This is a genomic window from Streptomyces flaveolus (genome assembly GCF_000716535.1).
Lineage (GTDB): Bacteria > Actinomycetota > Actinomycetes > Streptomycetales > Streptomycetaceae > Streptomyces > Streptomyces flaveolus_A.
The window spans coordinates 126593-147124 of sequence record NZ_JNWV01000018.1 but is presented as its reverse complement, the minus strand read 5'-3'; the positions used below and the strand labels follow the sequence as shown (position 1 = coordinate 147124).

Genomic DNA, 20532 nt, shown 5'->3' with positions numbered 1-20532 from the left:
CGTGCCGGTCCGCACAGAACGCAGGGAGTACGTCACCACGGTCGTCCTCTCCCGGCCGGAGGCCCGCAACGCGGTGGACGGCCCGACGGCCGCCGAACTGGCCGCCGCGTTCCGGGCGTTCGAGGCGGACGACGGCGCCCGGGTGGCGGTGCTGTGGGGCGAGGGCGGCACCTTCTGCGCGGGCGCGGACCTGAAGGCGATCGGCACGGAACGCGGCAACCGGGCCGCGGAGGACGGCGACGGGCCGATGGGGCCGACGCGGATGCGGCTGTCCAAGCCGGTGATCGCGGCGGTGGCCGGGCACGCGGTCGCGGGCGGCCTCGAACTCGCCCTGTGGTGCGATCTGCGGGTCGCCGAGGAGGACGCGGTGTTCGGGGTGTTCTGCCGCCGCTGGGGCGTGCCCCTGGTCGACGGCGGCACGGTACGGCTGCCCCGGCTGATCGGCACCGGCCGGGCCCTGGACATGATCCTCACCGGCCGCCCGGTCCCGGCCCGCGAGGCCTACGAGATGGGCCTGGCGAACCGGCTGGTCCCCACCGGACACGCGCGCGCCGAGGCGGAAGCGCTGGCGGCACGGATCGCCCGTTTCCCGCAGGCCTGCCTGCGCGGTGACCGGGCGTCGGTCCTGGACCAGGAGGGGCAGGACGAGGAGACGGCGCTGCGCGGCGAACTCCGGCGTGGCATGGGCGTGCTGGCCGAGGGCGCGGAGGGCGCCGCCCGGTTCGCGTCGGGTGCCGGACGGCACGGGTCGTTCGCGGACTCGTGAACCGCCGCCCCTCCGGCGGCCCCGCGCTCAGCCGGTGCTCACCCGTACCTCCCCGCCCCCGGGGTCCACGCGGTCGTGCCAGCGGGCGGCGAGGATCAGGGTGCGGTCGGGCAGGGCGGTGGCGCGTCGCTCCCGGTGGAGGAGGCGGCCGTCCTGGTGGACGTACAGGACCGGGCGGTGCAGGGGGGTGGCGGTGCGCAGGACGTGACGGGTCGGCGGGGCGCCCGGGGAGACGCGGTTCGGGGCGATCCAGCGCAGCGGCGGCTCGACGGTGACGGGTACGCCGGGGGCCGGCCAGGGCGCGCCCGCCAGGAAGTCCAGCACCGCGCCGGCCGCCCGGGCGCCCTCGCGGGCCGCGGTGCCGGCGGGCTCCACGGCGTGCAGGACGTTGCCGGCGGCGAAGACACCGGGGCGCGAGGTGTGCAGGGAGCCTGCGACGGCGGGGCCGCGGGTGCCGGGGTCCAGGGTGAGGCCGCCGCGCCGGGCCAGTTCGTGGTCCGGGACGAAATCGCCGGTGAAGACCACGGTGTCGCAACGGAGGACGGTCGTACGGCCGTCCCGGTGGCGGACGCGGACGCCGGACAGCCGTCCATGGCCGAGGAGTTCGGTGACGGTGGTATCGGTCAGCAGGGGGACGCCGTGGCGCAGCCGGGCCGCGCGGGCGCAGGCGGGGCCGGTCTGGGCGCGGGGGTGTTCCGTGACGAGGGCGACGACCTGGGCGCCGGCCGCGCGGACGGTACCGGCCGCCGCGTAGGAGACGTCCGCCGCGCCGACGACGACCGCGCGGGTGCCGATGTGCTGCCCGAACAGGTGGACCGCCTGCTGCAGTTCGCCGGTGGTGTAGACGCCGGCGGGGCGGGTGCCGGGCACCAGCCGGGCGGGGCGCGGGCGTTCGCGGGCGCCGGTGGCGAGGACGACGGCCCGTGCCCGGACGGTCTCCGGGCCGCCGGGGCCGACGGCGGTGAGCACGGGTCCCGTGGGCGCCCAGTCCAGCGCCGTCACGCCGGTCCGGACGGTGGCGCCCGCACGCTCGGCGGCCTCCGTGAGCAGACGGGCGTACCCGGGGCCGGTCAGCGGGTGCGTCCAGGTGCCGAAGCCGCCGTGCGCGCACGTCCGGGGCACTCCGCCGGGCCGGGTCTCCCGCTCCAGCACCTCCACGCGCCCGGCACCGGCGGCGGCCAGCCGCGCGGCGGCGGCGAGTCCGGCGGGCCCGGCACCGACGACGAGGACGTCCACGGGACGCGGGGCCGTCATGGCCTCGCCCCCCGCTCGAACAACTCCCGTACCGCCGCCCCGCAGTAGAACCCCTGGCAGCGGCCGGCCCGGGCGCGGGTGCGGCGGCGCAGGCCCTCCAGGCTGCGCGGCGGGACCGTACTGGCGAGGGCGTCGCGGATCTCGCCGCGCGAGACGCGCTCGCAGTGGCAGACGAGCGTGCCGTACTCGGGGTCGGCGGCGATGAGGTCGGGCCGCTGGTAGGGGCGCGGGAAGGCCTCGCCGAGGTTGGGCATGGTCACCGGCTCCGGCTCCCGTTCCGGCCCGAGGTCGAGCCCGCCGTCGGCCAGCAGGCCCGTGACGTGGGCGGCGATGGCCAGGGACGCGGTCAGGCCGGTGGAGCGGATACCGCCGACGGTGACGTACGCCTGCCCGGGGTGCGCGGTGATGCGGTAGTCCTCGTGCCCGGTGGCCGCGCGCAGCCCGGCGTACACGGCGGTGACCTCCTCCTCCAGCAGGGCGGGCAGGACACGGCGGCCCTTGTCCCGCAGCGCGGCCAGCCCGTCGGCGGTGGATCCGGTGGCCCGTTTGTCGCGCAGGTCCTCGGCGGTGGGGCCGAGCAGGACGTTGCCGTGGACGGTGGGGGCGACGAGGACGCCCTTGCCGAGGGCGGTCGGCACGGGCAGGAGGATGTGCCGGACGAGGGGGCGGGCGAGCTTGTCGTAGACCAGGAGCTGGCCACGGCGCGGGGTGACGGTGAAGTCCTCGTGGCCGAGCGCACGGTCGAGGGTGTCGGCGTGCAGTCCGGCCGCGTTGACCAGGTGGCGGGCGCGCAGGGTGCCCCGGCTGGTGGTGAGCAGGTGTCCGTCCGGCGAAGTCACGTCGTGCACGGCGGTGTTGAGGTGCAGGTCGGCTCCGGCACGGACCGCCTGCGTCGCGTACGCGAGGGTCGTCGTCCAGGGGCAGATGATGCTCTCGCCGGGGACGTGCAGCGCGCCCAGGGCGCCGGGGCCGAGGTGGGGTTCGCGGGCGTACAGCTCGTCGGGGCCCAGCAGGGCGGTGTCGTGGCAGGCGTTGCGCTCGGCCTTCTCGGCCAGCCGGGGCAGCGCGGCGAGCTGCTCCTCGTCCCAGGCGACCAGCAGCGCTCCGACCCGTTCGACGGGGATGCCGGTCTCGGCGGCGTAGGCGCCGAGCCGCGCGTACCCCTCGCGGACCAGGCGGGCCTCCAGGGTGCCGGGGGTCGCGTCGCAACCGGTGTGCAGGATCGCGGTGTTGGCCTTGGAGGTGCCCTGGCCGACGTCGTCCTGGGCCTCGACCAGGGCGATGCGCAGGCGCGGGTGGCGGGCGAGTTCGCGGGCGACGGCGCAGCCGACGACGCCGGCGCCGACGATCGCCACGTCGTACGGCGTCGTGGGCAGCGGCCCGGCCACGGTGACGGTCACGTGCCGAGGAGGGCCGCGACGGCGGCGCGGAAGCCGGCGCGGCGTTCGGCGGCCTGGTCGGCCGGGATGCGGGGCTCGTACACGGCGGCGGGTTTCCCGTCGGGCAGGGCGTCCGCGACGCTCAGCCCGGGGTCCGCGCCGAGGCGGGCGAGGGCGGCGGCGCCGAGCGCGGTGGCGTCGGGCAGCGCGGACACCTCGACGGGGCGTTGGAGCAGGTCGGCCTGGGTCTGCATGAGGAGCGCGGAGCGGGTGAGGCCGCCGTCGACGCGGAGCGTGGTCAGGGGCCGGCCCAGGTCGCCGGCGGCGGCGTCGGCGAGTTCGGCGACCTGGGCGGCGATGCCCTCGCACAGGGCGCGCACCAGATGGCCGGCGGTGGTGTCGAGGCCGAGGCCGGTGAGGGAGCCGCGCAGGTCGCCGCGCCACCAGGGGGCGGCGAGTCCGGCGAGGGCCGGGACGAAGGTGACCCCGCCGCTGTCGGGGACGGTGCCGCCGACCGGGTCGAGGTCGGCGGCGCAGGAGAGGACGCCGAGGTCGGTGAGCCAGCGGACGGCGGAGGCGACGGTGTAGACCTGGCCGTCCAGGCAGTAGCTGGTGTGTCCGGCGAGCCGCCAGGCCACGCAGCCGGCCAGGCCGGAGCCGCCGCGCCGGGGGCGGTCGCCGGTGGGGGCGAGCAGGAACGCGCCGGTGCCGTAGGTGCACTTGGCGGCGCCGGGCCCGGTGACGCGCTGGGCGAGCAGGGCGGCCTGCTGGTCGACGATCAGCCCGGTGAGCGGGATCTCGCGGCCGAACGCGCGTGTGGTGCCGACCCGTTGCGCGGTGTCGGTCACCTCGGGGAGGCGTTCACCGGCCAGGCCGTAGAGATCCAGGGCGCGCGGGGACCACTCGACGCGGTCCAGGTCGAGCAGCTGGGTGCGGCCGGCGGTGGCGGCGTCGGTGACGAAGGCGCCGGTGAGGCGGTGGACCAGCCAGGCGTCGGAGGTGGTGACGACTCCGTCGCGGGTGAGGTGGCGGCGGATCCAGGCCATCTTCGGCGCGGCGAAGTACGGATCGAGGGGCAGGCCGGTCAGCTCCCGCAACTCCTCCGCCCGCGGGGCGAGTCCGGCGCAGACCGTCTCGGCACGGCGGTCCTGCCACACCAGGGCGTCGGTCAGCGGGCGGCCGGTGTCCGGGTCCCAGGCGAGGACGGTCTCACCCTGGTTGGCGAGGCCGAGCGCGACGACGTCCTCACCGGCCTCGGCGAGCGCGCGCCCGCCGGCCTCCACCACCGAGTCGTACAGCCGCACCGGGTCCACCTCGACCAGGCCGCCGGGCAGGTGACGGGGGCGCACCTCGGCGAAACCGGCGCCGAGGACGCCGCGTTCGGGGCAGACCACGAGCGCCTTGGTGCCGGAGGTGCCCTGGTCGACGGCGAGCACCGGCCCGGTCATCGCGTCTCCTCCGCGCGAGCGGGCCGAGCGCCCCGCGCCCGCGTCCGTCCCGCGTCCTCGACTCCGGCCCTGAAGATCACCGCGCCAGCCTGCCGCCGCCGCGGGCCCCGAGTCAAGGTCTTCCCGCATCGGTCAACTCGCCCTACCCGTTGTTGACTTGGCAACAATGGTACGGCGGGACCCACGCCTCTATAGTGACCGCCGACCACCTCGAGACATCTTCATCACCGCCCAGGGGAGGGCTGTTGCGACGTCACCCCGCCACCTCGCCCGAGCGCCCGTGGCCGGGGGCCGACGGCTGATGGCCAGAGACGGGGCCCGCCCCTCCTACGACCCCGCCGGCCCCGACCACGCGCTGCGCGCCGCGCTCCAGGACCTGCGCACCGGCCGCTGGATGGCCATGCGCACCCTGCTCGCGGAGACCACGCGGTGGTCGCGGTGGACCCGGCGCACCCAGGTGCTGGCGGCGGCCGCGGCCGGCACCGACGTGGTGCGGGCCTGGCTCACCGAGGAGCCGGACAGCGCGCACGCGGTGGTGATGCACGCCCGGGTCGGGGTCGAGCGCGCGCTGCGGGCCCGGCGGGAACGACACCGCCGTACCCATGAGTTGTGGATCGAGGCGTGGGACGCCGCCCAGTCGGCGACCGTGGCCGCCCCGCGGGACCCGGTGCCCTGGGTGTGCCTGCTGGCGCTGGCCCAGCTCGACCCGGAGCAGCGCTGGGAGGAGCACCGGGCCGCCGCGCCCGAGCCGATGCTGCCGCCGGGCCCCTGGGGGCTGCTGGCCGAGGCCGGCGAACGCGACCCGTTCAACCGTGAGGCCCACCACCGGATGCTCCAGTTCCTGTACGCGCGGGGCGGTTCGGGGCGGCTCGCGGAGGCCGCCGGGTACGCGCAGTGGGCGGCCGGCCAGGCCCCGCCCGGCTCCGCGCTGCACCTGCTGCCGCTGTACGTCCGGGTCGAGCGCTACCGCCGGGACAGCGGGCACGACGCGGCGCTGGATCTGCACTGGGTGGTGGAGGAGGCGGCCCGCGAGGCGCGCCGCGCGCTGCACTCCTGGTTCGAGCGGACGGAGCCCGCCGAGCGCGCGCTGCCGGACCTCAACCATCTGGCCCACGCGCTGTGGGGCTCCCTGCAGTTCCCGGAAGCGGCGCGGGTGTTCGAGGCGATCGGCCCGTACTTCACACCGCCGCCCTGGATGTACCGCACCCCGGACCGGGGCCGCGCCGTGGAGGTCTTCGTACAGGCCCGGGACCGCTGCCGGGCCGCGGCGGAGGGCTCCGGCCCCTGACCACCGCGCCCGCACACCGCGCCCGAACACCCCTTCTCCGCACCGCCGCGAGACCCCCCGCACCGCCCCCTGAACGACCCCGTTGCACGTGCCCGTCCGACAACCGTTGATCCAGGAGGTCCCCGCGTGTCCCCCACCCCCGATTCCTCGCCCGCCCCCTCCCCCGGTCTGCCGCAGCAGGACGAGGAGCAGCGGCTGCGCGAACTCGGCTACCGGCCAGTGCTGGCCCGCCGCATGGGCGGCTTCGGCAACTTCGCGATCAGCTTCTCGGTGATCTCCATCCTGTCCGGCTGCATGACCCTGTACGGCTTCGGCCTGAACACCGGCGGGCCGGCCGTGATGCTCTGGGGCTGGGCGGGCGTCGGCCTGTTCGTGCTGTGCGTCGGTCTCGCCCTCGCCGAGGTCACCAGCGCCTACCCGACCTCCGGCGCCCTGTACTACATGGCCGACCGGCTCGGCGGCCGGCGCTGGGGCTGGTACACCGGCTGGCTGAACCTGCTCGGCCTGCTCGGCGCCATCGCCGGCATCGACTACGGTGCCGCCCTGTTCACCGGCGCGTTCGCCAACCTCCAGTGGGGCTTCGAGCCGACGCCCGGCAGGACGATGCTGATCTTCTGCGCCATCCTGCTGCTGCACGCGGTGCTGAACCTGTTCGGCGTGCGCCTGGTCAGCCTGCTCAACTCGGTCAGCGTGTGGTGGCACCTGGCGGGCGTGGCGCTGATCGTCGGCGCGCTGGTGATCGTCCCCGACCACCACCGGTCCGCCTCCTTCGTGTTCACGAAGTTCGCCAACGAGACCGGCTGGGAGAACCCGCTGTACGTGGCGGCGATCGGTCTGCTCCTCGCGCAGTACACCTTCTCCGGGTACGACGCCTCCGCCCACCTGTCGGAGGAGACCTCGCACGCCTCGGTGGCCGCCTCCCGCGGCATCGTCCGCGCCATCTGGGTCTCCTGGCTGGCCGGTTTCGTGCTGCTCGCCGGTCTCACCTTCGCCATCCAGGACTACGACGCCACCCGCACCACCGACACCGGCGTGCCACCCGCCCAGATCCTGCTGGACGGTCTCGGCACCGACGGCGCGAGCGCCCTGCTCCTCGTGGTCGTCGTCGCCCAGCTCTTCTGCGGCAACGCCGAGGTCGCCGCGGCCAGCCGGATGGTGTTCGCGTTCAGCCGGGACGGCGCGCTGCCCGGCTCGCACCTGTGGCGCAAGGTCAGCGGCCGCACCCAGACGCCGGTGGCCGCCGTCTGGCTGTCCGTCGTCGTCGCCTGCGTCCTCGCCCTGCCGTCGCTGTACTCGGCGACCGCCTACAACGCGGTGACCGCGATCAACGTCATCGGCATCACCCCGGCCTACGCCATCCCCGTCTTCCTGCGGCTGCGCGCGGGCGACCGTTTCCAGCCGGGTCCGTGGCGACTGGGCCGCTGGAGCAAGCCGGTCGGCTGGATCGCCGTCGTGTGGGTGGCGTGCGTGACGGTCCTGTTCTGCCTGCCGCAGGCGTCCCCGGTCACGGTCGACACCATGAACTACGCCTCCGTCGCCCTCGCCGCGGTCCTCGTCCTCGCCAGCGTCTGGTGGTACGTCGCCCGCCGGTCGTACGGCACCCCCACCACCGCCGCGTACGGCAGCGACCGCGACCAGGCGGAACTCGCGGAGGGCATCGTCTGAGCCGGCTGCCCGAAGAGCGCCGGTCCCGGTACGGACCGGCGTGCCGGATACGGCAGGATGAACGAGCGCGCCGGTCACCGGAGTTCCTCCGGCCGGCGCGGTCGCACATCCCGGACATCGAGCAGGTGACAACGTGACGAGACTTCACAAACGGCTCTCCGCAGCGGCCGCACGCCCCGGAGGTGACCGGTGAACCGCGCGCTGACCCTGGACGACCTCGTCCTCGCCGGCATCGCCCTGGGGGCGGGCCTGCTGCTCGCCTTCATGTCGCGCACCCTGCTGCGCTGGCTCGCGAAGCACGCCAAGCGGACCCGCTGGAGCGGCGACGACGTCATCGTGGACGCGCTGCGCTCGGTCGTGCCCTGGGCGGCGATCGCGGGCGGCGCGGCGGCGGCAGCGGCCGTCCTGCCGCTCACCCGGACCGTCCAGCACCACGTGAACCAGGCGCTCCAGGTCTGGCTGATCATCATGGTGACGTTCTCCGCGGCCCGGGTGATCGCCGGCCTGGTCCGTTCGGTGACCCAGTCCCGCTCCGGGGTCGCGGGCTCGGCGACCATCTTCGTCAACATCACCCGCGTCCTGGTCCTGGCGATCGGCTTCCTGGTCGTCCTGCAGACCCTGGGCATCTCCATAGCGCCGCTGCTCACCGCCCTGGGCGTCGGCGGCCTGGCGGTCGCCCTGGCGCTCCAGGACACGCTCGCCAACCTCTTCGCGGGCATCCACATCCTCGCCTCCAAGACCGTCCAGCCGGGCGACTACATCCGGCTGAGCAGCGGCGAGGAGGGGTACGTCGTGGACATCAACTGGCGCCAGACGACGGTCCGCCAGCTCTCCAACAACCTGGTGGTCATCCCCAACGGCCAGCTCGCCAAGGCCAACATGACAAACTACACGCGGCCCGAGCAGGAGCTGACCGTGCTGGTGCAGGTAGGGGTGGGCTACGACTCCGACCTGGAGCACGTCGAGCGGGTGACCGCGGAGGTGGTCGCGGAGGTCATGACGGAGGTCACGGGCGCCGTACCGGAGCACGAGCCCGCCATCCGCTTCCACACCTTCGGCGACTCCCGGATCGGCTTCACGGTGATCCTCGGCGTGGGCGAGTTCAGCGACCAGTACCGGATCAAGCACGAGTTCATCAAGCGCCTGCACCGCCGCTACCGCGAGGAGGGCATCCGCATCCCGGCCCCGGCCCGCACGGTCTCCCTCCAGCAGGGCTCCGCGGTGATCCCGCAGCAGCGCAGCGGGGAGGGCGCGGTGTCGGGATCACAGGCCGCGGAGTAGCCCGGCCGCACCTCCTGACCGGCACGTATGCTCGAAGCAGCATGACGACGCCGGCCCCGGACCCCCGCACGCTCGACCGGCGGCTGGACGCGCTCGCGCGCCAGCCGTTCCGGGCGAGGTTCCACCTGCGCGGGCGGGACCGGGCGACCGCCGCCCTGAAGGGACCGGCGACCCTGCGGTGGCACGCGTACGACCTGATCGCGAAGCGACTGGCGCCGGCCGAGCCGTACAAGGACGGCCGGCAGACGCCGTACCGCGGTCACCCGGTGTTCGTGGCCCAGCACGCGACCGCCACCTGCTGCCGGGGCTGCCTGGAGCGCTGGCACGGCATCCCCCGGGGACGCGCACTGACCCGTGCCGAACACGTCTACGTGGTGGACGTGATCTGCCGCTGGATCGCGCGCGAGATGACGGACGGCGGGTTTTCCGGCCAGGACCCCTGTCGAGCCGACCCGGATCACGAGATATCTTGATGTCGAGCAATGTTGCAGACGTGGAGCGGAGCACCCGGTGACTGACTCGACCATCATCTACACCTACACAGACGAGGCCCCGGCCCTGGCGACGCATTCGTTCCTGCCGGTGATCCAGGCGTACGCCTCGCAGGCCGGTGTGCCCGTGGAGACGCGTGACATCTCGCTGGCCGGGCGCATCATCGCCGTCTTCCCGGAGTACCTGAACGAGGACCAGCGCATCCCCGACGCGCTGACCGAGCTGGGCGAGCTGGCCAAGACCCCCGCGGCCAACATCATCAAGCTGCCCAACATCTCGGCGTCCATCCCGCAGCTCAAGGCCGCCGTCGCCGAGCTGCAGGGCAAGGGCTACGCGCTCCCGGACTACCCGGACGACCCGAAGACCGACGAGGAGCGCGAGATCCGCGCCCGCTACGACAAGATCAAGGGCTCCGCCGTCAACCCGGTGCTGCGTGAGGGCAACTCCGACCGCCGTGCCCCGGCCTCGGTGAAGAACTACGCCAAGACCCACCCGCACCGCATGGGCGCCTGGACCTCCGAGTCCAAGACCAACGTGGCGACCATGGGTGAGAACGACTTCCGCTCCACCGAGAAGTCCGTCGTCGTCTCCGAGGCCGGCGCCCTGAGGATCGAGCTGGTCGGCGAGGACGGCACCACCACCGTCCTGAAGGAGTCCGTACCTGTCCTGGCGGGCGAGGTCGTCGACGCCTCCGTCATGCACGTCGCCGAGCTGGAGGCGTTCCTCGCCGCGCAGGTCGCCCGCGCCAAGCAGGAGGGCGTCCTGTTCTCCGTGCACCTGAAGGCCACGATGATGAAGGTCTCCGACCCGATCATCTTCGGTCACGTGGTGCGCGCCTTCTTCCCGAAGACGTTCGCGAAGTACGGCGAGACCCTCAAGGCGGCCGGCCTCACCCCGAACGACGGCCTCGGCGGCATCCTGAAGGGCCTGGAGGGCCTGCCCGAGGGCGCCGAGATCAAGGCCTCCTTCGACACCGAGATCGCCGAGGGCCCGGCCCTGGCCATGGTCGACTCCGACAAGGGCATCACCAACCTGCACGTGCCGTCGGACGTCATCGTGGACGCCTCCATGCCGGCGATGATCCGCACCTCCGGCCACATGTGGGGCCCGGACGGCCAGGAGCACGACACCCTCGCCGTCATCCCGGACTCCTCCTACGCCGGTGTCTACCAGGCCGTCATCGACGACTGCCGGGCCAACGGCGCCTACGACCCGTCCACCATGGGCTCGGTCCCGAACGTCGGCCTGATGGCGCAGAAGGCCGAGGAGTACGGCTCCCACGACAAGACCTTCGAGCTCCCGGCCGCCGGCACCGTCCGCCTGGTCGACCAGAACGGCGACGTGCTGATCGAGCAGCCGGTCGCCAAGGGCGACATCTTCCGCGCCTGCCAGACCAAGGACGACCCGATCCGCGACTGGGTCAAGCTGGCCGTCACCCGCGCCCGCGCCACCGGCGACCCGGCCGTGTTCTGGCTGGACGAGAACCGCGCCCACGACGCCAACCTCATCGCCAAGGTCAGGCAGTACCTGCCGGAGCACGACACCGAGGGCCTGGACATCCGCATCCTGTCCCCGGTCGAGGCCGCCAAGCTGTCGGTGGAGCGCATCCGCCGCGGCGAGAACACCATCTCGGTGACCGGCAACGTGCTGCGTGACTACCTGACCGACCTCTTCCCCATCCTGGAGCTGGGCACCAGCGCCAAGATGCTGTCGGTCGTCCCGCTGATGGCGGGCGGCGGCCTGTTCGAGACGGGCGCCGGCGGCTCCGCGCCGAAGCACGTCCAGCAGCTCGTCAAGGAGAACTACCTGCGCTGGGACTCCCTCGGCGAGTTCTTCGCCCTGGTGCCGTCCTTCGAGCAGTACGCGGCGGCCACCGGCAACACCCGTGCCAAGGTCCTCGCCGACACCCTGGACCGCGCCACGGCGACCTTCCTCAACGAGGACAAGTCCCCGACCCGGCGCGTCGGCGGCATCGACAACCGCGGCAGCCACTTCTACCTGTCCCTGTACTGGGCGCAGGAGCTGGCGAAGCAGACCGACGACGCCGACCTCGCGAAGGCGTTCGCGCCGCTCGCCGAGACCCTCGCGGCGAACGAGCAGAAGATCGTCGAGGAGCTGATCGCGGTCCAGGGCAAGCCGGCCGACATCGGCGGCTACTACCAGGTCGACAAGGCCAAGGCCGACTCGGTCATGCGCCCGTCGGCCACCTGGAACGAGACGCTGGCGTCCCTCGGCTAGTGCCCGCGGCGCCTGAACCGGTGCCCGCGGCGCCCTCGCCGCGGAGGTGACGCGCCCTCCGCCCCCGGCCGGGAAACCCCCGGCCGGGGGCGGAGGCATGCGGGGCGGGGGCCGTTGTCAGTGCCGTATGGCACCTTGATCGGGTACTCCCCCGACACACCTCAGGAGCAGCCGGTGTCCCAGACCGCCCCCTCGTTCGAACTCCTCCCCGGTGCCGCCGAGTCGCCGGTGCTGCTGCATGTGCCGCACTCGTCGCGGGCGATACCGCAGGACGTACGCGCCGGCATCGTGCTGGACGACGCCGAGCTGGAGCGGGAGCTGGACCACATCACGGACGCGCACACCGCCGAGATCGCCGAGCGGGCCGCCGCGCTCGCCGGGCTCCGGCCCTGGCGGTTCGTGAACCGGCTGTCGCGGCTGGTGGTGGACCCGGAGCGGTTCCCGGACGAGCGGGAGGAGATGCTCGCCGTGGGCATGGGCGCCGTGTACACGCGGACCACGCACCGGGATGAGCTGCGGCCCGCGGACACCGACCCCGAACCGCTGCTCGCCCGCTGGTTCCGGCCGTACGCGGCGGCCATGACGGAGGCGGTGGCCGGCCGGCTGGCCGCGACCGGGCGCGCGGTGATCATCGACGTGCACTCGTATCCGGCCGAGCCGCTCCCGTACGAGCTGCACGGCAGCGGACCGCGCCCTCCGGTGTGCCTGGGCACGGACGCCTTCCACACCGGGCCGGAACTGACCGAGGCCGCCCGCAAGGCGTTCGCCGACTGCGGCGGGACGGGCCTGGACAGCCCGTTCGCCGGGACGTACGTCCCACTGGAGTTCTACGGCAAGGACGTCCGGGTCGGCGCGCTGATGGTGGAGATCCGGCGGGACACGTACATGACGGAGCCGGGCGGCCCCGCCGGTGCGGGCCTGGACCACCTCGCCACCGCGCTGGCGACGCTCGTCGACGCGGTGTAGCCGTCCGGCCGGTGCGGCGGACCACCGAGGGATGCCGGTGCTGGAAGAGGGCACCGGCACAACGCGCGGTCACCCTGCACCACGCGTCCGGTCTGCCGAGCGAGCACCGCGAGCCGCTGACCAGGTTCACCGGTACGACGCCCGCTCACCCAGCCCCGGCCCGACAGGGCTCCCCGCCGGGGCGTGCTGGTCGCAGAGGGCGCCCCGGCACCGGCAAGCCCGCGGTCACACCGCACCAAGCGGCCGATCTCGCGGTACGCGCACCGCGAGATCGGCCCGGCACGCCTCGCTTGGCCCCGGCCGGGCATGCGGCTCTCCTATCCCGCGCACCCCCGCCCAGCCCCTCACCCGGCACACGGCCCGGCGCCCTGGCACACCCCACCCGGCTCCCGGCCGACCCGCGGGGGCACGGTCCGGCTCCCTGTCGCGTCGGGTCCGGCACGGTCCCCGATTCTCCGTCCGAGCCGTTTCGTTCAGGCCCGGAGCCACTCCGTGACGATCACCTCCGCGCCGGTGCGCAGGCGCAGGGCGAAGGGGCCGGACGGCGGGGTGGTGCTGGTGAACCGGCCGAGGGGGTCCGCGGTGAGCGGGGCGCGGGCGGTCTGCGGGCCGCCGAGCACCTCGATCCGCGCGGACTGCGGCGGCAGCACCTGGCCGATCAGCCCGTCGTCGGTGACCTCCACGTCGACGGTCACCTCGCCCGCGCGGAACGTCAGCATGCGCGGCGCGTCCGTGACCCCCCTGACGGGCAGCGCGTCCACGAGCGAGTCGAAGGTCAGCTCGGCGAGCCGGGCGTCCAGGTCGTGCAGCGCGAACGCGTCCAGCGCCGCCTGCACCAGCTCGGCGGGGACCGGGTCCAGGACGGCGGCCGCCTGGCGCAGCTCCTCCTCCAGCAGCCCGTCCGCGAACTCCTCGGGCCTCTCGTCGTCGCCGTTCACACCGCACCCCGCGCGTCCATCCGGGCCCGCAGCCGGCGCAGACAGCGCTGGCGGAGCGGGCCGATGCTGCCGACCGCGATGCCGAGGGCGGCCGAGATCTCCCCGTAGCTGGGCGGCGGCGAGGCCATCAGCACGCGCAGCAACTGCCGGCAGCGCTCGCCCAGTCCGTCCAGCTCCTGCCACAGGCGGCGGACCCGCTCGGCCCGGTCCGCCGCCTCCTCGGAATCGATCAGCGTCTCTTCCGGCGTCCGGTCCTCGCTGGCCCGGTCCAGTACCCGTGGATCATCGGTCAGGGTGAGCCGCGCAAGGCCCTTGAGCACCTTCAGGCACTCGTGCCGGGCCGTACTGGCCAGCCAGGCACCGGCCTTGTCGGGCTCGCGGATGCGGCCCAGGTGCTGGGCGAAGCGGAACCAGGTGGTCTGGTAGACCTCGTGTCCGTCGGCGTCCGACAGCCGGTGTGCCCGCACGACCGACCACACCAGCGGACTCATCCCTTCCACCAGCGCCTTCCAGGCCGCGGCGTCCCCGTCGACGGCGGACTGGACCAACGCGCCGACCTCTGTTCGGTCCACGGCTCCACCCCTTGTGTACGGCCTGTCATCGTACGCCGTGGAGTGGAGGGTTCCGGCCCTCATGCGGGCAGCGCCTGGATCACGGCCGGGACGGGACGCCAGGTCGGCGGGCGCAGCGCCGCGACGAGCGCCCCGCGCACCTCGGCCCGCTCCGCGTCCGCCGCCAGCAGCCCGGCACCGGCCGCGCGCGGGTCGCGTTCCCGGTACGCGGTCATCCGCGCGGCGACGAGTCCCGCGGCCACCGGGGTGGCGAAGGAGGTGCCGCTCCACTGCGCGAGGCCGTCGAACATCACCTGGTCCGGCTTGGCGCCGGTGCTCTCCCGGCCCTCGCTCAGCACGCCGGTGTGGCGCGGGTACTGGCAGGTGCAGGCGTAGTCGGCGTCGCCGAACCGGCAGGCGTCGTAGGTGGAGTGCTGGTAGGTGTACGGCACGGGCGCGGTGAAGCCGGTGAGGGCGCTGGTGAGGCGCTCACCGGGGGCGTGGACGCGCACCCAGGGCCCGTGGTTGGTGAAGCAGGCCCCGGACGCGCCGTCCGCGCGGAGGGCGCCGACCGACAGCACGCAGTCGGCGTACTCGGGCAGGCCGGCGTAGGCGGCGGGCCAGAACGGGACGTCGCTGCCGTTGTTGCCGGCGGCGGCCACCAGCAGGGTGCGCTGCTCGCGCAGTTCCGCCATGAACGCGTCCAGCCCGATCAGGCCGTCGGTGTCCGCGCTGGGCGTGCCCGCGGAGAGGCTGATGATGTCCGGCCAGCCGCCCCGGTCGACCGCGTCGAAGAGCAGGGCGCCGAACTCCGACTCCAGGACGGCCCCGGCGTCGTTGAGGGTGCCGCGCACCGTGATGTCGGTGTTGGGTGCGACGGCCGCGAGGACCCCGGCGATGAACGTGCCGTGGCCGACGTACTGGCGCAGCACGCCGTCGGCGTCGGTCTCGGTGAGCTGGGCGTCGCCCGTGGTGTGGGCGAGCAGCGGGTAGGAGCGGTGGTCGTGCACCAGTCCGGTGTCGATCACGAGGACGCCGACCGCGGTGGCCGGGTCGTAACTGCCCTCGGCGGGTGCGGGGTTGGCGGTCTCGGTGCGCGGGACGGGCACCGGCTCGTCGCCGGGGCAGGCGTTGACGTTCCCCGCGATGTGCACCACGTGGTTGCGGCCGGCCAGCCGGCGGCCCTGGCGGTTCTCGGCCTCCCGCACGGCGCGCAGGGCGTGCGGCACGCTGTCCTCGCCCTCGGCCGGGTCGCCGACCCGGATGCGGGTGACGCCGGTGCGGCCGGCCCGCGGGCCCACGCGGCGCACGTGGTCGGGGACGAGTCCCTGGGTCTCGGTGAAGTGCGTGCGCACGGCGTCCTCGACGAACCGCGCCTCCTCGCCGTCCCGGACGAGGACGACGCCCTTCTCGTAGAAGTACCCGGAGTCGTCCGGCCCCATGGTGAGGGGGACGTCCGGCAGGGAGCGCTGGATGTGGTGGAACTGCTCGTGGAACCGCTGTGGTGCCATGTGGTGTCCTCCCCCTCAAGACGGTGTTCGACAGTGAGAGCCGCGGGACCACCGTCTGATACAACAGGCCACTACCATGCGAGACGTGACAGCGGGAAGCGAGTCGGTTCTCGAACTGCTGCCCATGGTGTTCGCCGATCCGGGCGAGGCCCGGGCACGTGCCGAACACGTCCTGCGCGCCGCTCCGTCACCGGTCCACGCGAGCGTCGCCCACCAGGTGCTCGGCATCTGGCAGCGGGACTTCGGCGATCTGCGGATCGCGCTGAGGCATCTGCGGCGGGCCCGGGACCTGGCCGCGCGCGCCGAGTCGGCCGACCGGGAGGCCGATGTGCTCGCGACCCTCGGGGTCGCACTGGTGCACGCGGGGCGCACCCGGCAGGGGCTCGCGTCCTTCGAGCGGGGGGTCGCCCGGGGCAGCGGACACACCCGGGCCCGGGTGCTGTACCGGCGGGCCTACGTGTGGTGGGTGCTGGGGCATCACCGCGAGGCCCTGGAGGACGTACGGCGGGCCCTCCCCGTCCTGCGTCAGGTCGCCGACGACATCTGGACCGCGCGGGCGCTGACCCTCAGGGCCACCGTGCATCTGGCGTTGGGCGCGGTGGACCGGGCCGTCGCCGACTTCACGGCGGCGGAGCGGCTGTGGGACACCACCGGCCAGGAGCACGACAAGGCGGACGCGGTGGAGAGCCGTGGCCTGGCCGCGTTCCGCTCCGGGGACGTCCCGGCGGCGCTGCGGCTGCTGGACGAGGCCGAGGAACGCTACGCGAAGCTGGGCACCCCCACCTACAACCTGTCGATCCGGCGCTGCGAGGTGCTGATGGCGGCGGGGCTCGCCCCGGAGGCGCTGGCCGAGGCGGACGCGGCGATCGCGCTGCTGGACCGGATCGGCGGGCAGTCCACCCGCAAGGCCGAGCTGCTGCTGGCCGCCGCGCGGGCCGCCCGTTCGGCCGGGGACGCGCACACCGCCATAGCCCGCGCCGCCGTGGCCGTACGGCTGTTCGCGGCACAGCGCCGGACGTGGTGGGAGACGCACGCCCGGCTGGTGCTGATCGAGGCGCGGGTGGCGGCCGGGCGCCGGTCGGGGCGGATGGTCGCGGACGCGGCGGCGGTCGCCGAGCGGCTGGCGTCCTTCGGCTCGCCGGCCGCGCCCGAGGCCTCCCTGCTCGCGGGCCGGATCGCGCTGGCGCTGGGCTGGACGGCGGACGCGGAACGGCACTTGGCGGTGGCCGCCCGCAGCCGGCACGGCGGACCGCCGCCGGCCCGGATGACGGGCTGGGCGGCGCAGGCGCTGCGGGCGCGGGCGGCCGGTTCCCGGCGCGGTGTGCTGGAGGCGTGCCGGCGCGGACTGGACGTGCTGGACGACCACCGGATGACCCTGGGCGCCTCGGAGCTGCGCGCCCACGCGACCGCGCAGGGTGCCGAACTGGCCGCGCTGGCACAGGAGGTGAGCCTCGCCGAGGGCAGTCCCCGGCGGCTGCTGGGGTGGAGCGAGCGGTGGCGGGCGACCGTGCTGTCCGCGCCGCCGACCCGGCCGCCCGACGATCCGGCGCTGCTGAGCGGGTTGACCGCCTACCGGGAGATCGCGGCCCGCGCGGAGGCAGCCCGGATGGAGGGCCGCCCGGTGCCGGCGCTGGAACGCGAACAGCGGCGCCTGGAACGGGAGATCCGCTCCCGCACCCGGCACATGGGCGGGGCCGCCGCCGACGCCGGCGACCGGCTCGACGTGGGCCGGCTGCTGGACCGGCTCGGTGACGGGCGGCTGGTCGAACTGGCCGTGGTCGACGGCCGGGTGCACGTCCTGCTGTGCGGGCAGGGAAAGGTACGGCGGTTCGCCGGCGGTTCGCTGGCGGAGGCGGTGGCCGAGGCCGAGCACGTGCAGGCCGGGCTACGACGGCTCGCGCACCCGGGCGCCGAGGCCCGGCTCCCGCTCGTGGAGGCCGCCGGCCGGCGCCTGGAAGAGCTGCTGCTGGCCGGGGCGGTACGGCACCTCGGCCCGGGCCCGGTGGTGATCGTGCCGCCGGGCGCGCTGCACCGGGTGCCGTGGGCGCTGCTGCCCGCGCTGCGGGAACGGGTGCTCAGCGTGTCGCCGTCGGCGGGCAGTTGGCTGCGTGCCCGGGAGACGGCGCCGCCGCCGGAGGGCCGGCCGGTGCTGGTGCGCGGCCCCGGCCTCGCGACGGGTGGCGCGGAGGTGCCCGAGCTGGCGGACCGGTACGGCGCGGCGACGGTCCTGGAGGGCGAGGACGCCCAGGTGCCCCGGGTTCTGGCGGAACTGGACGGCGCGGGCCTCGCGCATCTCGCGGCGCACGGCACGTTCCGCGCGGACAGCCCCCTGTTCTCCGCCCTCCGCATGGCCGACGGCCCGTTGATCGTGCACGACTTCGAGCGCCTGACCCGCAGCCCGTACCGGATCATCCTGTCGAGCTGCGACACCGCCCGTCTCGCCTCGGTCGGCGCCGACGAACTCCTGGGGCTGGTCACGGCGTTGCTGCCGCTGGGCACGGCCGGGGTGGTGGCGAGCAGCGCCCCGGTCAACGACGCGGCGGTGGTGCCGCTGATGCTGGCCCTGCACAAGGGCCTCGGCGCGGGCCTCTCCCTGGCCGAGGCGCTGCGGGACGCCCGTGCGGCCCTGCCCGGCGACGCGGTGCACCAGGCGACGGGCTGGGCGTTCGCCGCGTTCGGCGCGGCGTGAGCGCAGGTGCGTTCTCCCTGCGGCCCCGCGTGTGGAGGCCGCCTGGGCGGGCTCGCCCCGCCGCTCCCCGTCCCGGCGGGCCCAGCGCACCGCCGGGGCCGCCGCGAACAGCGGGCCCGCACCACCCAGCCGGCGAGCCGTGGGCGATCACCGCGGGTCTGCTCACCCGCACCCGCAGCGGCCGCGTCGTCCGTTACGCCCGCACCGCGCTCGGCGACGCGCTGTGCCGTCGAGCCCGCTCCCCCATGGTGTGGCGCCGGTACCGGAGAGCGGGGCCCGGCCTAAGCCGTCTCCCTGTCCGGCACCTCCACCAGCCAGGGCAACGCCCCCCGGTCCCCCGTGCCGAGCCGCGTGTACGCGCTGTACAGGTGATTGCCGACCGTCCGCACGGACAGCGTCAGCCGCTCGGCGATCTCCCGGTTGCTGAGCCCCGCCGCGGCCAGCGTGACGATCTGCCGCTGCCGGGCGGTGAGTTCACCGAGGACCAGCCCGGCCAGCGCAGGGGTGCGCGCGCCCTGGCAGCAGCGGGCCAGCGCGACGGCCCGGGTACGGGACAGCCGCGCGGCCCGGGGATCACGGTGGACCCGTACCGCCTGCGCGTGCGCCTCCGCGGCGTACAGCAGGAACCCCCGCTCGGCCAGCGCCTGCGCCGCCCGGTCCAGCGCGGCGCCGTCCCCGCACGCAAGCGCGTCCGCGTGCCGGGCGAACACGCTGCCGGCCGGCAGCCGCCCGACCGCCCGCTCGGGCTCGCCGAGGCGTACGGCGTCGTAGAGCGCGTGGACGTCGTCCGGGTCGGTCACCTCGCCCGGCCGCCCTTCGGCGAGCGCGAGTTCCCGCCCGCACCCGCTGTCCGACGGAGTCTCCCGCAGTCCCTCCCTGGCCCATGCCGCCGCCTCCCGCAGTTCGCCCCGCAGGCGCGCGTACCGGGCGCGGACCTCGGCGTACCCGGCCGGCAGCGGGCCGCCCTCCGCGACCAGCCACTCCCCCACCGGCGTCGGCACCGGCCGGACGTCGAGGCGCTCCATCCGGCGGACGAGCGTGTGCTGTTCGACGGAGAGCGCCGAGCCGTGCGCGAAGGGCGCGCGGGCCAGCCGGCGCGCCCGCAGCCGGCCGGTCGTGGAGCGCAGCGCGGCGCCGTGCAGGGGGTGGGCCAGGGTGACGGCACCCTGTTCGTCGACGTCGATCAGGCCGTCCGCCTCCAGGCGTTCGAGGAGGTCGAGGTCCAGCTCTTCCACGGGCAGCGGCAGGGGTTCGGCGAAGGCGACGCGTTCCAGGGCGTCGCGTTCGCCGGGGCCGGACCGCTCCAGGGCGGGGGCGAGCCGCTCGCGGACGGCCGGGGTGACCGGCAGGGGGCCGCGCCAGGCCCGTTCGCCGGTGTCCGGGACGGGCGTCAGCCGGCCGGACCCGGTGAGCGCGGTCACCAGGTCGCGCAGCAGGCGCAGATCGCCCCGGCACGCCTGGTGCAGCCGGCGCACGGTGAGCGGTTCCAGACCGGCGCCGGCGAGCAACTGGGCGGTGTCCTCGGGGGAGAGCGGGTCGAGGACCAGCCGGGGCAGCAGTTCCCCGGTCCACAGCCGGGACACCGCGCCGGGCGCCGGCGGGCCGTCCGCCGCGGCCACGACCAGGCGGGTGCGGCCCTGCACGGCGAGCTGGTGGACCAGGGCGGCGGAGGTCTCGTCCAGCAGTTGGGCGTCGTCCACGACCAGGAGCCGTACGCCGGACAGCGCGCGGACCGCGCGGTGCAGCGAGACGGTGTCGGGGAGCAGGTGCGCGAAGGCCGCGAGGGGCAGGTCCCGGGCCTCGGGCGTGCCGGTCACCCGGGCGTGGTCGGTGCCCCGGACCGCCTCCGTGATCAGCCGGGTCTTGCCGCGGCCGGCCGGGCCGGTCACCACGATGCCGGGGCGGCCGGCGGTCAGTGCACCGCGCACCAGCTCCAGTTCGTCGGCCCGGCCGGTGAACGGCCAGGGCAGCTCCAGGGTCTTCGCGTCCTGTTCGTAGGTCCTCACGTCATCCTGAGCGCGCGTACTCAGGTTTGATACAGGGCGACTTGAGTAGCCCCCGACTCA

At 75.0% G+C, this 20532-nt stretch carries 15 protein-coding genes; 8 read left to right on the top strand and 7 right to left on the bottom strand.

Translation table 11 applies throughout. The features are described from left to right. The first annotated feature begins 1 nt into the window (after position 1). Entirely contained in the window at positions 2 to 766 is a 765-nt protein-coding gene (locus OO52_RS20660) for a crotonase/enoyl-CoA hydratase family protein (RefSeq protein ID WP_030657254.1), read from the top strand. 27 nt (positions 767 to 793) lie between these two features. On the opposite strand, the gene OO52_RS20655 is transcribed toward OO52_RS20660, so the two are convergent. Genes OO52_RS20655 through OO52_RS20645 form a run of 3 tightly spaced genes read right to left on the bottom strand, consistent with a single transcriptional unit; the run spans position 794 to position 4847 of the window. Next, positions 794 to 2020: an NAD(P)/FAD-dependent oxidoreductase gene (locus OO52_RS20655; protein WP_030657252.1), complete on the bottom strand. Its 1227-nt coding sequence runs from the start codon at positions 2018 to 2020 to the stop codon at positions 794 to 796. Further along, on the bottom strand, positions 2017 to 3420 hold the full coding sequence (locus tag OO52_RS20650; protein WP_030657248.1) for an FAD-dependent oxidoreductase: 1404 nt from the start codon (positions 3418 to 3420) through the stop codon (positions 2017 to 2019). Before OO52_RS20650 ends, OO52_RS20655 begins: the two co-directional genes overlap by 4 nt. Then, positions 3417 to 4847, bottom strand: a complete 1431-nt coding sequence (locus OO52_RS20645; protein WP_030657245.1) for an FGGY family carbohydrate kinase — start codon at positions 4845 to 4847, stop codon at positions 3417 to 3419. The genes OO52_RS20650 and OO52_RS20645 overlap by 4 nt, the downstream gene beginning before the upstream one ends. Positions 4848 to 5148: 301 nt before the next feature. Here OO52_RS20645 and OO52_RS20640 point away from each other — a divergent pair, with 301 nt between their 5' ends. The 6 genes from OO52_RS20640 (at position 5149) to OO52_RS20615 (ending at position 12777) form a co-directional block, all read left to right on the top strand. Then, positions 5149 to 6135, top strand: coding sequence for a hypothetical protein (locus tag OO52_RS20640; RefSeq protein ID WP_030657243.1), 987 nt, complete (start codon positions 5149 to 5151; stop codon positions 6133 to 6135). 126 nt (positions 6136 to 6261) lie between these two features. Then, positions 6262 to 7800, top strand: a complete 1539-nt coding sequence (locus OO52_RS20635) for an amino acid permease (RefSeq protein WP_030937609.1) — start codon at positions 6262 to 6264, stop codon at positions 7798 to 7800. Positions 7801 to 7989: 189 nt separating this feature from the next. Then, entirely contained in the window at positions 7990 to 9081 is a 1092-nt protein-coding gene (locus OO52_RS20630) for a mechanosensitive ion channel family protein (RefSeq protein WP_030647012.1), read from the top strand. A gap of 41 nt (positions 9082 to 9122) precedes the next feature. After that, positions 9123 to 9554, top strand: a complete 432-nt coding sequence (locus tag OO52_RS20625) for a DUF4186 domain-containing protein (RefSeq protein WP_030647010.1) — start codon at positions 9123 to 9125, stop codon at positions 9552 to 9554. 37 nt (positions 9555 to 9591) lie between these two features. After that, positions 9592 to 11811, top strand: a complete 2220-nt coding sequence (locus OO52_RS20620; protein WP_030647008.1) for an NADP-dependent isocitrate dehydrogenase — start codon at positions 9592 to 9594, stop codon at positions 11809 to 11811. Between the two features lie 174 nt (positions 11812 to 11985). Then, on the top strand, positions 11986 to 12777 hold the full coding sequence (locus OO52_RS20615) for an N-formylglutamate amidohydrolase (protein ID WP_030647006.1): 792 nt from the start codon (positions 11986 to 11988) through the stop codon (positions 12775 to 12777). Between the two features lie 473 nt (positions 12778 to 13250). On the opposite strand, the gene OO52_RS20610 is transcribed toward OO52_RS20615, so the two are convergent. Genes OO52_RS20610 through OO52_RS20600 form a run of 3 tightly spaced genes read right to left on the bottom strand, consistent with a single transcriptional unit; the run spans position 13251 to position 15777 of the window. Continuing rightward, positions 13251 to 13715 carry a hypothetical protein gene (locus OO52_RS20610; RefSeq protein ID WP_030647003.1) on the bottom strand — a complete coding sequence of 155 codons (465 nt, stop codon included), beginning with the start codon at positions 13713 to 13715 and terminating at the stop codon, positions 13251 to 13253. Beyond that, positions 13712 to 14350, bottom strand: a complete 639-nt coding sequence (locus OO52_RS20605; protein ID WP_196942739.1) for an RNA polymerase sigma factor — start codon at positions 14348 to 14350, stop codon at positions 13712 to 13714. Before OO52_RS20605 ends, OO52_RS20610 begins: the two co-directional genes overlap by 4 nt. After that, positions 14347 to 15777, bottom strand: coding sequence for a S8/S53 family peptidase (locus OO52_RS20600; RefSeq protein ID WP_030647000.1), 1431 nt, complete (start codon positions 15775 to 15777; stop codon positions 14347 to 14349). The genes OO52_RS20605 and OO52_RS20600 overlap by 4 nt, the downstream gene beginning before the upstream one ends. 76 nt (positions 15778 to 15853) lie before the next feature. On the opposite strand from OO52_RS20600, the gene OO52_RS20595 reads away from it, so the two are divergent. Continuing rightward, entirely contained in the window at positions 15854 to 18466 is a 2613-nt protein-coding gene (locus OO52_RS20595) for a CHAT domain-containing protein (protein ID WP_234339592.1), read from the top strand. A 281-nt stretch (positions 18467 to 18747) separates the two neighbouring features. Here OO52_RS20595 and OO52_RS20590 read toward each other — a convergent pair whose 3' ends face one another. After that, positions 18748 to 20472: a LuxR family transcriptional regulator AbsR2 gene (locus tag OO52_RS20590; protein WP_030646996.1), complete on the bottom strand. Its 1725-nt coding sequence runs from the start codon at positions 20470 to 20472 to the stop codon at positions 18748 to 18750. Positions 20473 to 20532: the final 60 nt, after the last annotated feature.